The sequence below is a fragment of the Symmachiella dynata genome (assembly GCF_007747995.1).
Taxonomy (GTDB): domain Bacteria; phylum Planctomycetota; class Planctomycetia; order Planctomycetales; family Planctomycetaceae; genus Symmachiella; species Symmachiella dynata.
In genome coordinates, this window is the sequence record NZ_CP036276.1 from 1,293,369 (window position 1) to 1,307,698 (window position 14,330).

A 14,330-nucleotide genomic window follows, 5' to 3' on the forward strand; every position below is an offset into this window, starting at 1 on the left:
GATGTTAATCTTGCAGTTGGGAGGGAGTCTGTTCGGGGAGCATGGTCTTGATGATGAAATTATACGTTGTTCGCGTATAGTGTGCACCATGAATCCCATGTTTGGCGCGGGGATAGAGCATTAGCTCGAAATCTTTGTCCGCTCGTTGCAGCGCGTTGACCAATTGCGTCGTGTTTTGCAGGTGGACATTGTCGTCGAGCATGCCGTGCAGCAGGAGCAGCCGGCCGTGTAGGTTTTTCGCGGCTTTGACGACGGATGTCTCGTCGTATCCTGCGGGGTTGGCGGCGGGGGTGTTCATGTAGCGTTCTGTGTAGATCGTGTCGTAGTTTCGCCAGTCAGTCACCGGCGCACCGGCGATACCAGCGGCAAAAGACTGGCTGTGGGTCAGGGCGAAGGCAGTCAAAAACCCGCCATAACTATGGCCGCCCAGTCCGATTCGCTGGGGGTCGACCCAGGATTTCGATTTCAACCAATCGATGGCGTGCTCCAAGTCACGGAGTTCGTTCACGCCGAGCCGACGGTAGGCGGTCCAGGCGCTTTGCGCGCTTGAGCCGGAAGCGGAGCGGGGATCGACGCGAAGAATCACAATGCCCGATGTGGCCAGGACTTCATCGAATAAGCGGTGTGTTTTTGTCCAGCGGTTGCGGATCGTGGGATAATGGGGGCCGCCATAGACTTTGATCCAGATAGGGTATTGCCGCGAGGCATCGAAATCGGCCGGCAGCATGAGACTGCCATCGAGCGTGCCGCCATCACCGGTCTCGATGGAGACCGTTTTGTGTGTGCTCCATTGATATTCGTTGAGGTCGGATGTGTCGGTCTTGTGTAACTCGCGGATTCGCTGGCCATCACTGTTATAAATTTCTGTCGTCGGGGGACGTTCGAGAGAGCTATGCGTATCGAGATAACCGCCGCCGCTTGGAGAAAAACGAATACGGTGGGAACCGTCGGCAGTCGTCAATTGCACCGGTTTGCCGCTGTCGAGGGAAACGCGATAGAGGTGGTCTTCGAGATGCGATTTTTTTGCCGCTGAGAAATAAACGTCGCCGGCAGGTTCATCGACGAAGTGGACTTCGCTGACCTCCCATGGTCCGGCGGAGACGGCGCGGCGGAGTTGGCCGTCGGCGGTGTAGTGATAGAGATGCCGCCATCCCGAGCGTTCGCTTTCCCAGAGGAAGGAACCGTCGGCGAGGAAATGGGGCGGGGCGAGGTTATTTACCCAAGCAGCGGTGGTTTCCCGAAACAATCGACGGGGCGTTGTGCTGCTGGGATCGACGACAAGCAGATCCAACCAGGTTTGCGCGCGGTTTTGCAGAAACAGGTAAACGGTTTGGTGGTCGGGCAGCCAACCGGCGCGGACGACCAATCGATCTTCGGGCGGGTATGCGCTGAGGTCGACCCAACGGACCGTTGCGTCAGCGAGGGAAGCGATGCCGACTTGGACCAGGGGGTTTGCCGTGCCGGCTTTGGGATAGCGCATTTCGTGGATGCGTTGGGTATCCGGAACGTTGTTGGGAATGCTGAAGGGCGCCACCGGTGTGTCGTTGAACTGCAGGTACACAATCTGTGCGCCATCGCCGCTATACCAAAAGGTTCGGAACTGTCGATGGAATACTTCTTCCCAATAGACCCAGTCGGCTTTCCCGTTACGGATGAGTTGGCTGCCATCGGTCGTCAATCGCTGCTCCGCTTGTGTCGCCAGATCGACGGTGTAAAGGTCGTTGTCGCGGACAAAGGCGACGGATTCTCCGTGAGGCCCGAACTGTGCTAACTCAGCGGTTCCGGCCGCGTCTGTCAATCGGCAAGCGAAACTGCCGTCCAGTTTGGCAAAGTAGAGACGGTCCGTATGTGGGATCAATACGGCATCGTAGGCGGGGTTGAATTTTAGGTGCGATTTATTCGCCAATTTGCGGGCGGTTGATTCATCGATATCGGAGAGTGATTCTAGTCCCTGCGCCAGTTGTGTGGGGTCGAACAACGGGGAAGAGTCGCCCGTCTTTGCGTGGACTTTGGTGTATTGTCCTCGGTGCGTTTGTAGCAAGTGCGCGCCGTCGGGCAGCCATTGAAAGCGGGGGGTGGGATGGCGGAATGGATTCAGTGTCGCGTGTGGTCCGTAAACGGTGTCGAAGGTGATCGGTTTCTTGGCGGGGATTTCGTCCGCAACGGTCCCCTGGTGGATTGCCACGCAGGTTAAAAAGATCCAGAGGAGACGAGATCGGCGCATGTTATTTATTTTCAGTGAATTGTGTTTGTGTGCAGGAACGTCGCTGGAATACTTTGATTTTCGTTTCCCGACAGTCGGTGCGTCAAGTGGAGCGGAATTGCCGTTTGTGGTGCGGTTGAGTATTGTGAGCGGATCGAACTGTTTGTTTGACTTCAATTAGTTTCAAAACCCTCTGATGCGTCTCGCAGATGCTTTCAAGAAAGATTCTCTGACAAGCACAACCGTGTTTTGAAGCTGGTACTTAGCAATTTTCCACAATGACATTACTCAGGACAGATGACCATGAGTAAGGCGAATCTTTTTTTCACGGTATTCCTGGCCGGTGTGATCAGTCTTGGCGGAGGGGTGGCGTTGGCGCAGCGTTCGCCGTTGCAGCAACCTGCGGCCACTGAAAAACCGCAGCGGAGTTGGGATGGTTTTCCGGAATGGACGACGGCGGTGGCGTTTGCGCCGGATGGCAAATCGCTGGCCGTGGGGACGTATGAAAAGCTTGAAATTGTGGAACTGGCTGAGGAGGGTGAGCGAAGGTCCATCGACTTGAACACCGGTTTCGTGCATGCCTTGGCCTATGCGCCCGATGGGAAATTGATTGCGGCGGGGAGTTATCAGTCGGTTACGGTGATTGATCCGGCAACAGGCGAGTCGCGCGTTTTCAAAGGGCAGCGGGGTTATGTACGGGGCGTGGCGTTTTCGCCGGATGGCCAGTGGTTGGCGACGGCGGCGGAAGATGAATCGGTGCGGATTTGGTCCGTGTCAGACGGCGGGGAGCGACTGACGTTTGCCAATCATCGTTTACCGGCGACATCTATTGCCGTGTCACCCGATGGCACATTGGTCGCTTCGACCGACGGCGATGCGGAACAACCACGAAAAAAAGGGACCGCCTACATTTGGGATGCGACGACCGGAGAAGTTCGCGCCACCTTAAACGGGCATACGCGCGGGATCAACGGTATTGTTTTTTCGCCGGATGGAAAGCAGGTCGTCACCGGAGGGACCGATGAAACGGTCCGTGTTTGGGAGACCGCGACCGGCAAGCCAGTCAAAATGCTGGAAGGGCATTCGCGTCCGGTCAATGCGCTGGCCTTTTCTCCGGACGGCAAGATCCTAGCGACCGCCGGCGGGGGGCGGTTCAAAGGGAAGAACAATATCCTGTTGTGGGATACGGCGACCTGGAAAGTCCTCAAGACAATCGAGGCGCACGACGCCCGTGTGACGGACGTGGCCTTTTCGCCGGATGGCACCCAGGTGGTCACGACGAGCTACGACAAGTCGGTGCGGTTGTGGAAGGTGCCGGGCGGTGGGCAGTAGGCAGTAGGCAGTAGGCAGAAAAGTGGCCGGTGGTTAGTGGACGGTGGCCAGTGGTGGGGTGGGGGGCGTTGATTTGGCTATTCTTACGCCTGTTTCCTCACGCCTTTCTGGGAGACTGGCGTTATTGAGCGTTGCTGGGGTTTTCGGTGACTGTGATGCGTTCGATTTTGTCACCTTTTTTGATGGCATTGACCACGTCTTGGCCTTTGACGACGCGTCCGAAAACGGTGTGTTTTCCATTCAGGTGGGGGGTGGATGTGTGTGTGATGTAGAACTGTGATCCGTTTGTGTTGGGGCCGGAATTGGCCATGGCGAGGATGCCTGGCCCGTCATGCGTCAGGGCGGGATGGAATTCGTCGTCGAACTCGTAGCCCGGTCCGCCTGTGCCTTTGCCGTCGGGGCAGCCCCCTTGAATCATGAAGTTGGGGATCACGCGATGAAAGATCAGCCCATCATAAAAACCGTCCTGGGACAGTCGCGTGAAATTATCGACGGTGTTGGGAGTCTTGTCGGCGTGTAGCGCGAGTTTGATTTTCCCCCGGGTGGTTTCTATGACGGCTGTATGTGTTCCGATCGGAGCGGCAGTTTGTCGCATTTCACTGGCCGGTCCGAGATCGGTGGACTCGAGTGAAGCGTCTCGCGTTGCTGACGAACAGCCGGCGCTAGTGATGATTCCTGCGCAAACAAGCATTGCGCCCACTAAGCGCGTGTGTACCGTGATCGTCCGCTTCATAACCCGAGTCCTTTCAGGGGCTTTGCCTGTGCCGATGGCCCACCATGCGCCGTCGGTCTCTCCTGGGAGGGCGGAGTTTAGCACAAGCGGCGAAATGGGGTAAGACGTCTTGAAACGGGCTGAAAACGCCGTTTTTTACGGGAAATCTGCCGGTGAGGCGGATTATTCCTCAGCCGGTTTCTCTGTCTCAGTTTCCGAGGCCGCCGGTTCCTGTGCGGGGTTTCGATCGATGGTGATTGATTCGATGATGTCCCCTTTGCGGATGGCGTTGACGACGTCTTGGCCTTCGATCACGTGTCCAAAAACGGAGTGTTTGCCGTCGAGGTGCGGAGTGGCATTGTGGGTGATGAAGAATTGGGAGCCGTTGGTGGTGGGGCCGGCGTTGGCCATCGAAATAATGCCGGCGCTGTCATGTTTTAAGTCGGGGTGGAATTCATCGGCGAATCTATAACCCGGCCCGCCGCTTCCGTCACCTTGGGGATCTCCCCCTTGGATCATGAAGTTGGGGATCACGCGGTGGAATTTCAGTCCGTCATAGAATTTGTCTTCGGCGAGCGTTACGAAATTTCCGACGGTCATCGGAACTTTGTCGCCATCAAGCCACAGACGAATGGTCCCGCGATTGGTCACGATTTCGGCGATCACCGGTTTGTCGACTTTGGTGGGTTCAATAATCGGTTCTCCCTCAGTCGCAGTCTCTCCGCATCCGATGCTTGTGAGAAATAGCGTGGAAAGCAGCAGCGCGCGGCGCGTGAGGGTTGGATTCATGGAATGAACCTTTGTGGAAGAGTCTCAAATGATAACCGACGCCTGTTGAGCGTCCAGGATAAAAACTGATCATCCGGATCTTAGCAGAGTGCCCCTGCGGCGTTAAGGCATTGCGCGGGGCAGTTCAAATACTTGACTGAGTTCCATTGCACTGGCGAAGCCAATGGCACCCGAATTTTCCGGTTTGACTTTGCACAACTGGAAAACATTTAGAGCGGTCTCGGTGCTTATTCGTCGTCCGCTGCGGGGGTGACGTACAGCCATTCTCGGATCGCGTCGAGTTTCTTAGCGCCGATCCCGTTGACGCGTTGGATGTCGTCGACGGTGGCGAAGGGGCCCTGTTGGTTGCGGTCGGCGACGATTCGCCGCGCTAGCACTTCGCCGATACCTTCCAACTGTGCCCATTGCACCCAGGTGGCGCTGTTGATGTCGAGGCGGAAGTCATATTCTCGTGCCGGCAACCGCTTGATTTCGACCGGTTTTTGCCCCCAGCCGCTGAGCTTCGTCCAATAGACAAAGGACAAGATCACCAGCGCAGCGAGCATGACGGCGACGAAGACTTGATCGCTGCGATGGAGGCCGAGGATTGAGCGGCTACCAGCGGAATCAACAGTCGAATTGTCGGTGTTGTCCATTTGTGGATCAGCGGAGGGATCTGGCATGATGTTAACGCAAGACCTCCGACCGACCAGTGATTGATGGATCAGGTTGATTTCCGTTTTCGCCGTCGATATGCGGTTGTGCTTTTGATGCGGAATTCTGATGGATTCGTGAGGGGTGGACGAATGCGGTGAACTCAGACTGGGGTAAATCGTGCAGTGGGATCTCCCTTAATCCGCTTCGGTGCGCGCGTGCGCGGTGAGCTGCGCGGACGGGGCGTACCAGGATAAGCAAATCGGGGTGGGTGTATTTTTTCTGAATTGTATTGTAGAGGATGTTGGGCATTTTCCCGACTGTGTGAAATCCGACGCGTCCAGATTTCCGATCGGTTTCGACCTTTTCAAATGGGCCGAAGGTCGTGCGTAGGTATTTTCCCAAATTCGCTTGTGCCACGCGACTTTCGTGGCGGCTGGTGAGTGCTTCGAACCAAAATATCAGAGAGACGCTGAGCACGAACGTAGCGGTGACGACAAGTTTTTGATGGTGACTGATCGTCTTCGGCAGGGCGACGGACTGGATGATCTGAATTAAACAAGCGGCTCCCGCTGCTTGGATGGGCAAGGTAATGATGAACACGGACAGAAAATACCGTCCATTGATATTCCGGTGTTGAACGAGCAGGACCAACACGGCGAGCAGGATGGCCGCTGCGATCATGAGCAACGGCGCATAGGTGCGTGATCGCAAGAGACGGTGACACTGCGTCAGTCCCACAATCAACAAGACTAGATTGAAATATTCATAACTTTCACTGAACTTGTTGAGGAATTCAAACCAGATCGCCTTTTCATCGGCGCGCTTCTCAATTGATTTCAGATTGCTTGATGAGTTGTCGGTCTCAGTGGTGGAGTGGGAGAGGCGCGGGCGGGATTGCGTTGCGGCTGCCATTGTTTTGGCTTGAGGATTATTCGTGGGCGATACTTGTGATTGCATCCATGCGACAATTTTGGGGACCCGATCAAAGCGTCCCCATTGCCAGTGGGGGTATTCTGCGAGCAGTGTGAGGTTCATGGCGAACATGCAAAGCGGGATCATGGCCAAAACGATCACGATGCGTTGGGTTTGCCGCAGTCGGGAGACAGTTGCAGGAGCTAGGCTGAACAGCCAGAAGCAGGCCAGCGGGATCAAGGTCCAACCTTCGGTACGTGTGAGGATAGCGCAAGCCGTGGCGAGGCCAGCGGCGATGGGAGTAGCGATATTATCGCGGGATGTCGCGCAGCGCAGCAGTAAATAACTCGCCAATATAAAACAGAACCAGTAGGTCGATTCGCGAATTGGTTCGACGGAGAGTTTGACTAACTCCGGATGCATGGCGAACAGCAGGACGGCAATGGTGGCCCAACGGTCATTGAATAGACGACGGACCAACCCAAAGAGTGGCAACACGGTGAGACCGGAGATCAAAATGCCCCAGATCTTGAAGTGCCAGGGAAAAGCGAGCCCCGCACTTTCCAGTCCCCATAAAATAAACGGAAAGATATTGAGGTTCAAATAGTTCAGAGCTGCATCCGTCTGACCTTGTTTCCACATCTCGACGACCGACAGATAAAAGTATCCGTCGTCGCAAATCACCGAGATTTGCCTGGCCAGTAGCAGACGGGGAATGACGGTCAGCAGCATCAAGAGGGCCAGGATCAGACCCAGCTGTCTTTGCGTGAAGGGCTTCCCTATGAAGAATTCGGGTATACCTTCGAGATTTCGAAGGGAGGGCTCTTTGCCTGTTTGATTCCACGAAGCGAATTGCAAAGAATTCTCCAACGGTAATCGGGCGAACTCGGATCTCGATTCCGAAGAGTTGAACCGGCGCAGTTCGGCAAATGGACGTCGCAGTTGGTTCGGCGAGTTTATAGCAAAGGCGGGGGGAGGGAGGAAGGCGAAGATTTTGGTAGAAGCAAAGGAACAGTTCCTGCAGCTGCCGTTTTTTACCGTCTACCGCCTACTGTCTACTGTTGTAAAGCGACTCACATCAGCCATCGCTTCCGGCGTGTTGGATCTGGTCGATAAAATCGTCCGTCAGGCCGGCATCCAGGCGGGGTTGGCGTTGGAAGGCTTTGCCTTTGGCTTTTTCGGGGCGGAGCGGCCAGTGAAGGTGGTCAATATAAGCGTCCCAGTCGGTTTGGTCGGTTGGTTTCAAGGCGCGTAGCCAATGGATGCCAAAGGCGACGTGTCCGATTTCGTCTTGGTGGATGGCGCGCATGATTCCGGCGCCTTTTTTATCGCCGGCAGCTTCGTAGGCTTGCTCGAACTCGATGGTGTGATCGAGATTGCCCGCCTCGAAGGTGAGCGGTAAACCGGCGAGGTAGTCGAGTGGGCTTTGGAAATCCTGAGCTTTGAGCCAGAAATATCCGTTCACCGGAAGGTCTCCGAATGTCATGCCGAATTCTTCGAGTCGCTGGGCATGCATGCGGGTGTGGCGTTGTTCATCGGCCATGATGGGCAGCATGCCGTGTCGAAATTCGGTCGGCGCATCGGGAAAGGCGCACAACGTAAATGCCATGACTTCCAGGGCCTGGAGTTCGTGGTTGGCCATGATATGGTGGGCGACGGCGCGTTTGGCGGGATCTCGAAACGCGGCCGGCGCGGGCATGGCGGGCGCTTCTTTACGGCCGGCGAATTTCAGGTGGGCCGGGCGAGCGGGGAGCGGAAAACGCTGCGGTGGGCCGGGAATCCGATCCGTCGCGGGGCCCTCCAGCGGCTGAAGTTTTTCGGCCAAACTGTCGGATTGCAGAATTCGTTGGGCGAAGTCGCGTATTTCCATGAGTTCGTGGGCAGCGAGTTGAGTTTGTTTGCGGCAGTGCAATAACCAGTGTACCAACCAGGAGCGTAAGAAGCAGGGGCTGGTCGAGAGGGTTTGGTACCTGAGTATCGAGCGGCGCAAAAAAACACGCCCCGTGGGAGGCGTGTTTTAACGTAATGTCATTGTGACACATGCCGAGGGCACGGTTGTGTGTCGGCGACGGGGGGTTTTTCAGAACCCGTGATCACAACGTAAAACCTGCGTTAGGATTCTTCGTGGAGTCCGTCGGCGAGTTTTTCGTATTTGGCGATGCGGTTGTGCGGCGCGAAGTTGTACATGGCGTCCTCGGGGTCGAGGCGGTACTTCATCACGTAGGCATCTTCGGCGGAGTCTTCGTAATGGTCGCGGAGCACACCCACGGCGACGAAATCGCTGTTTTGGAAGAAGAGCTGCGCGGGCAAATTTGTCTCGCGGACTTCCAGTGTGATTTCTTTGCGTCGTTGTTGCGACAACTTGCTGACGAGCTTTTCGATCATTTGTCCGCCGATGGCTTGGCGGCGAAAATCGTCGGCGACGGCGAAGTTGAGAATATGCAGACGAGTTTTATGCAATTCGTAGATCATGAAACCGACGACTTGCCCGTCAACTTCGGCGACCATGCCAATGCAATTCCTCTGTCGTAAGCAGCAGAGGAAATCTTCTTCGGTCCAATGGTATTCGAAGCTCTCGCGTTCGATTCGCAGGACTTCGGCCATATCTCGCCGAATCATCCAACGGATTTGGACTTTGACGCTGACGCTTTTAATGCCTTGTCTGTGGTATTGTCCGGAATCGGAATTCACGGCGGCCTCCTTGCCTTTACTGAGGCTTCAAATCCGGCGTATCTGCGAACCGCTTCGTTGCGATCGTTTTCGAAACACAAACACGCGCTTGACCTCCAACCACGACGGAAACCAGCTGATCCGTTTTGCTGGCACGGAAACGATTACCCCCGGTGGGGCAACTGAACCCGCAACACGATAGTATCGTGTTCAGTCCGAGAATGGAATTCCCAGCAGGCCGTTCTTGCAATGCGCAGGAAAATGGCCAGCGTATGCTGGTTCAACTAAACTCAGATTTTAGGGGAGAACTGGTAACCGAAGTGTGAAAGCGCGATTTCTATCACAACTGCCGAAACAGGAAAAGACAAATCTGCGGAGATTATTTGTAGCCGTGATTGATCGATTGCAAAGGGTAACAAACCGGCTGATTGGTTGTGTTATCTCAGAAGCAAATGGACTGTGCGGAGGCTGCAGACAAGTCTGCAACCGCCGTTTTCCTATTGTCGCATGGTTGCGCTGGGCGGTTAGAGAATTCCGCTCAGGGGACCGCCGGAAGTGGCGAGCGCGTCGACGCGTGCGGTGATGTTTGGATCTTCAATCAGCGGCGGCGCGTGGTGCGGTTTGCGTCGGGCATCGATGACCAAACTGCCGTGGCAGCCCCAATGTTTATCTTGGACATAACTACCAATTCCATTGATGTCGGCCGCGGGATTGGAGCGTGTGAATGTGACCCATAAGAAATTGTTGAGTGTGCGAGCGGTGAACTCACTGTCGTCGGCGATCACGATGAGTGGAAATTGATTGATGGGGGCGTCGGCGGAAAAATGATTACAGAATGCGTCGACGGCCTCGCGGGTTTGGAAAGTGGGGCCGGTGATTGCCAGGACGCCGGGTAGGCAGAGGCGCGGATTGGTGAAGCCCTCGGGGAGGTTCAACTCGCTGGGAATTTCGGTGGGCAGTTTGCGGATCGGTTCCCCAGCGGCGGCCAGCACTACTTTGGAACCGCGATTCAGGCCGCTGCCGGAATAATCGAGCGTGTCGATCGTGGTTTGAGTCTGGAAATGCAAATCGCGCCGCCAATCAATACGACTGAGTAGGTGCGCGAAGACAGCGGGGATGTCGTTAACATCCAGTTGCGGGGCATCGTTTTCAGCGACGATCAACAGATACTTTGCCAACGACATTTGACCTTGTCCGAGAATGGCGTTGGCTTGGGTGAGAATTTCTTGCGGAGCAGAATCGCTGCCCCAAGGGACATAACGTTCGCTGCCGATGGCTAACAGCAAGGGATGCACGCCCGCGGCATCGACGGCGTTTACGGCGCGGACTCCCGGCAGGACAGTGGGGATCATGGGGCCGGTGATTTCGTGAATCAGAGCGCCGAATAGCGTATCTTCTTGCGGGGGGCGTCCCACCACGGTGAAAGGCCAGATGGCGCCGTCGCGGTGATAAACCTTTTCGACACAGAACACGGGAAACTCGTGCGCTAAACTGTAGTATCCCAAATGGTCGCCAAAGGGTCCTTCGGGGAGGGTTCGCTCAGGGATGACGTAGCCGCTGATGCAAAAATCGATTTCGGCGGGGATCGGCAATGGTTGTGCGCCGTGGACCATGCGCACGCGTCGTCCGCCCAGCGCGCCGGCGAAGTACAGTTCGGGGAGACCTTCAGGAAGGGGCATCACGGCGGCGACGCTCATGGCGGGGGGGCCGCCGATGAGGATATTGGCCCGAAGTTTTTCGCCCCGGCGAATCGCGGCGGCGTGATGTACGCCGATGCCGCGATGGATTTGATAGTGCAGTCCGATTTCGGTATTGGGTTGGTATTGGCCGCCGGAGAGTTGCACGCGGTACATGCCCAGGTTGGATTTAGCGATACCGGGCGTGTCGGGGTGTTCGGTGTAGACTTGCGGCAAGGTGATAAACGCGCCGCCATCGTCGGGCCAGGATTTGAGTTGTGGAAGTTGATCGATTGTGGTGGTGTGCTCGAGTATGGGACCGCGACGGACTTTGCGGGGGAGCATGCTGAGTGCGGTCGGGCTGGCGCGGAAGGACTTCCACGGGTGCCGGGCAGCGGTCGAGGGGTCGGCTTTGATACGGACAAGCTGTGAAACCGCTTCGAGCGTGTCGCGAAAGATATACCGTACGCGGTCCATGCTGCCGAACAGGTTGCTGACCATGGGGAACGGGCTGCCGGTGACGTTGGCGTAGTAAATGGCCGGGCCGCCGGCGGCGAAGACGCGGCGCTGGATTTCGGCAGCTTCTAAATGAGGATCGACCGGTTCCTCGATACGGATCATCCGCCCGGTGGCGAGCAGGTCGTCGGTGCAGGCTTTGAGAGTGCGGTATCCCATGTCAGGCGGATGATTCTTCGTTCGTGATGGTTATTTGAAAAAAGGTCTCGCGCAGAGGCGCCAAGACACAGAGAGAAGAAGGGGAGGGCTGTGAAATCTCTTTGCGGCTTGGCGTCTTGTAAGTTGTTGGTGTTTATGGCGTGGTGGAGGTTTTGGCTAAGCTGCCGGATAAATCCTAGACTCGGTGATGATCTTGTCCATGTCGACGTCGTGCGATTCGGTGGGGATTTTCGGAAAAATTTGGCAGTCGAACGCCAAGGCGATGAGTGGGGTTTTATCATTGGCGGATTGGAGGAGTTTATCATAATACCCCTTGCCGTGGCCGCAGCGGGCGCCGTGAATATCGAATGCGACTCCGGGCACGAGAATGATGTCGAGTTGATCGGTCGTGGCGCTGCGGTCGGGCTGTGTGCGGAGGTCGCTGGGCGGTTCGGGGATGCCGTAGGCTCCGGGGGTGAGCTCGTCGAGATTTTGTAGGTGAAACAATTGCAGTTCCCCGTCGCGGCAATAGGGGATGACGACTTTTTTGTCGTTCTCTAAAGCAGCGGTGATGAGGTCGGCGGTGGCGACTTCTTCGCGGACACTGACGTAGAGCATCACGGTCTGTGCGGATTGGTATTCGGCGAGAGTGTGGAGGCGATTGGCGATTTGTTGGCTGCGTGTGTGGCGGTCGTTGAGTGCTTGGCGCGCGGCGCGGGCTTGCTGGCGGATCTGTGGTTTGGCGAGTGGTGTTGGTGCGGACAAGATTTGTATCCGTTGTTGTGGTCGGGTAGGATGCAGAGGCGAGCATTGTTGGTATCTGGTGTTATTCCGTCCGTCAATGGAGGTCCGTCATGTCTGCGATGAATCGACGCGGTTTTTTGGGTACGACATTGGTTGCGGCGGGGACGTTGGCGTCTGCCGCGCCGGTCAAAGCAGCGGCGAATGATACGGTAGGCGTGGCGGTGTTGGGAGCGGGGCGGGGGGCGAATCTGGCAGCGCATTTTGCCGCGTTGCCCGACAGCCAAGTGGTGGCGATTTGCGAAGTGGATGCGGCGCGGGGGCAGAAATTGGCGGAGCGGGTGCAGTCGATTTCCGGTAAGCGTCCGCCGGTCGTGACTGATTTTCGCACATTACTGGACCAGCAGGATGTGGATGCGTTGGCCGTGGCGACGCCCGATCATTGGCATGCGCCGGCAACGATCCTGGGATGTGCGGCGGGAAAAGATGTGTATGTGGAGAAACCGGCATCTCATAACGTCGCCGAAGGACGGATGGCAGTGAACGCGGCTCGCAAGTTTGATCGGATCGTGCAGCACGGTACGAATTTGCGCGCGGCTCCGCACTATGAAGAAGCGTGGGAGCTATTAAGACAAGGGGTGATCGGCAAGGTGTTGATGGTCAAGGCGATCAATAATCAACGGCGGGGGCGATTGGCGCAGCGGCAAGACGAAGCGACGCCAGCAGGAGTGGATTACAATATGTGGTTGGGACCGGCTGAGAAGCGGGCGTTCAATCGGAATCGGTTCCACAGCAGTTGGCATTGGAATTGGGAGTACGGCACGGGGGATATTGGGAACGATGGCGTGCACCAAATCGACTTGGGACGTTGGGCATTGGGTTTGAAGGCTCCCAAGTCGGTTTCAGCGATGGGGGCCAAGCTGGGTTCGAAAGGGGATGCACAGGAGACGCCCGACACGATGGTGGTGACGTGGGAATATGACGACTTGTTGTTTGTGTATGAGCAGCGAGACTTCACACCGTATCGCATGCAGGGGCATCGGTTGGACAACGACAACATCTTTTACGGTGATCAAGGGTACTTGATGATCGACCGCGATGGTTATCGCGTGTTTCACAAGGGCGGGGAGCGGGGGCCGGTTGGGGGCGAGAAGTGGGTTGATTCGCCGCGGCATTTTCAGAACTTTATTGATTGCGTGAAAAGCCGAGACCGGAACGAATTGATTGCGGATATTGAAGAAGGGCACTATTCGGCGTTGCTCTGCCATTTAGGCAATGCTTCATTCCGCACGGGACGTCGATTGCAATTCGACGGCGAAGCTGAGCGATTTGTCGACGATGAGGAGGCGAATCGGTATTTGGCACGCGATTACCGGCAGGGCTTTGAGTTGCCGGTGATCTGACCGGGCTCTCTAAAACTGGTTCAAACGTCTTTTTGGTGAGTTGATTCCCGTCTTGGCGCTTTGGGCGGGCGGATTTTGATTTTGCCCCTCTATTTCCGACGTGGCAGGTGTGCTGCGTGGGGCGTCGGCGTGAAGCTGCGCCGGTTGGTCCGGTTATATCGCCGAATGGGACGACACGGATTTGTTGGTTCCGGCTGTTGCGGTAGGTCTTGCGAAAAAAACTCGGCAAATATCGCAACAAAATTGTGCCGTAGAACCGGGAGTGCATACCTAGCCGGATGATGTGGCAAGTCCGGCAGGGGCGCGGGCAATTGCCCCAAGTTATCGCAAACGGGGGTCTGTGGCTGAGCTTCTCGGCGGTCAGGTCGGGGTGGGTTTCGTGTTCGGTATAACCGGAACAATCGGTGGGGCGCGCGACGGTCTGCTGTGCCGGAGAGTCACGCAAATCGCGTTGCAGCGATTATCCGCCGCGCACCGATACAGTGGGTGAAGCCGTAAAGGAATCCGGCATGCCGTCCGCCGAATTGGGCGACAGCAATTGCGTTGATGGTCATGGGAGATCCATGAAACCAGGGCGCGGTGAAAGGATTCTGAGCGGATGG

General features: G+C 56.3%; 12 protein-coding genes. 3 read left to right on the forward strand and 9 right to left on the reverse strand.

Going from position 1 to position 14,330, the window contains the following annotated elements; translation table 11 throughout:
- Nucleotides 1–4: 4 nt before the first annotated feature.
- Nucleotides 5–2,224 carry a S9 family peptidase gene (locus tag Mal52_RS04870; protein ID WP_145374590.1) on the reverse strand — a complete coding sequence of 740 codons (2,220 nt, stop codon included), beginning with the start codon at nucleotides 2,222–2,224 and terminating at the stop codon, nucleotides 5–7.
- Between Mal52_RS04870 and Mal52_RS29570 the strand changes: the two genes are divergently transcribed.
- Nucleotides 2,223–2,384 (forward strand): hypothetical protein, encoded by a 162-nt coding sequence (locus Mal52_RS29570; protein WP_197534665.1) that lies wholly within the window; start codon nucleotides 2,223–2,225, stop codon nucleotides 2,382–2,384. The two genes, Mal52_RS04870 and Mal52_RS29570, sit on opposite strands and share 2 nt — an antisense overlap.
- A gap of 122 nt (nucleotides 2,385–2,506) precedes the next feature.
- The gene (locus Mal52_RS04875) at nucleotides 2,507–3,535 is read left to right on the forward strand and encodes a WD40 repeat domain-containing protein (RefSeq protein ID WP_197534666.1); all 1,029 of its coding nucleotides are present in this window, start codon (nucleotides 2,507–2,509) and stop codon (nucleotides 3,533–3,535) included.
- Between the two features lie 121 nt (nucleotides 3,536–3,656).
- On the opposite strand, the gene Mal52_RS04880 is transcribed toward Mal52_RS04875, so the two are convergent.
- The 8 genes from Mal52_RS04880 to Mal52_RS04915 form a co-directional block, all read right to left on the reverse strand.
- A complete protein-coding gene (locus tag Mal52_RS04880; RefSeq protein ID WP_145380545.1) occupies nucleotides 3,657–4,130 on the reverse strand; it encodes a peptidylprolyl isomerase in 474 nt (157 codons plus the stop codon).
- A 300-nt stretch (nucleotides 4,131–4,430) separates the two neighbouring features.
- Nucleotides 4,431–5,036, reverse strand: a complete 606-nt coding sequence (locus Mal52_RS04885) for a peptidylprolyl isomerase (protein WP_145374592.1) — start codon at nucleotides 5,034–5,036, stop codon at nucleotides 4,431–4,433.
- A 227-nt stretch (nucleotides 5,037–5,263) separates the two neighbouring features.
- Nucleotides 5,264–5,698 (reverse strand): ComEA family DNA-binding protein, encoded by a 435-nt coding sequence (locus Mal52_RS04890; RefSeq protein ID WP_145374593.1) that lies wholly within the window; start codon nucleotides 5,696–5,698, stop codon nucleotides 5,264–5,266.
- Between the two features lie 4 nt (nucleotides 5,699–5,702).
- Nucleotides 5,703–7,316 (reverse strand): ArnT family glycosyltransferase, encoded by a 1,614-nt coding sequence (locus tag Mal52_RS04895; protein ID WP_145374594.1) that lies wholly within the window; start codon nucleotides 7,314–7,316, stop codon nucleotides 5,703–5,705.
- A 346-nt stretch (nucleotides 7,317–7,662) separates the two neighbouring features.
- Nucleotides 7,663–8,454: a ferritin-like domain-containing protein gene (locus Mal52_RS04900; protein ID WP_145374595.1), complete on the reverse strand. Its 792-nt coding sequence runs from the start codon at nucleotides 8,452–8,454 to the stop codon at nucleotides 7,663–7,665.
- A gap of 242 nt (nucleotides 8,455–8,696) precedes the next feature.
- A complete protein-coding gene (rimI, locus tag Mal52_RS04905) occupies nucleotides 8,697–9,203 on the reverse strand; it encodes a ribosomal protein S18-alanine N-acetyltransferase (protein ID WP_145380546.1) in 507 nt (168 codons plus the stop codon).
- A 575-nt stretch (nucleotides 9,204–9,778) separates the two neighbouring features.
- Nucleotides 9,779–11,605 carry a UbiD family decarboxylase gene (locus Mal52_RS04910; protein ID WP_145374596.1) on the reverse strand — a complete coding sequence of 609 codons (1,827 nt, stop codon included), beginning with the start codon at nucleotides 11,603–11,605 and terminating at the stop codon, nucleotides 9,779–9,781.
- 156 nt (nucleotides 11,606–11,761) lie between these two features.
- A complete protein-coding gene (locus Mal52_RS04915) occupies nucleotides 11,762–12,349 on the reverse strand; it encodes a 5-formyltetrahydrofolate cyclo-ligase (RefSeq protein WP_145374597.1) in 588 nt (195 codons plus the stop codon).
- Nucleotides 12,350–12,438: 89 nt separating this feature from the next.
- On the opposite strand from Mal52_RS04915, the gene Mal52_RS04920 reads away from it, so the two are divergent.
- Nucleotides 12,439–13,728: a Gfo/Idh/MocA family protein gene (locus tag Mal52_RS04920; RefSeq protein WP_145374598.1), complete on the forward strand. Its 1,290-nt coding sequence runs from the start codon at nucleotides 12,439–12,441 to the stop codon at nucleotides 13,726–13,728.
- The last annotated feature ends 602 nt before the right edge of the window (nucleotides 13,729–14,330 follow it).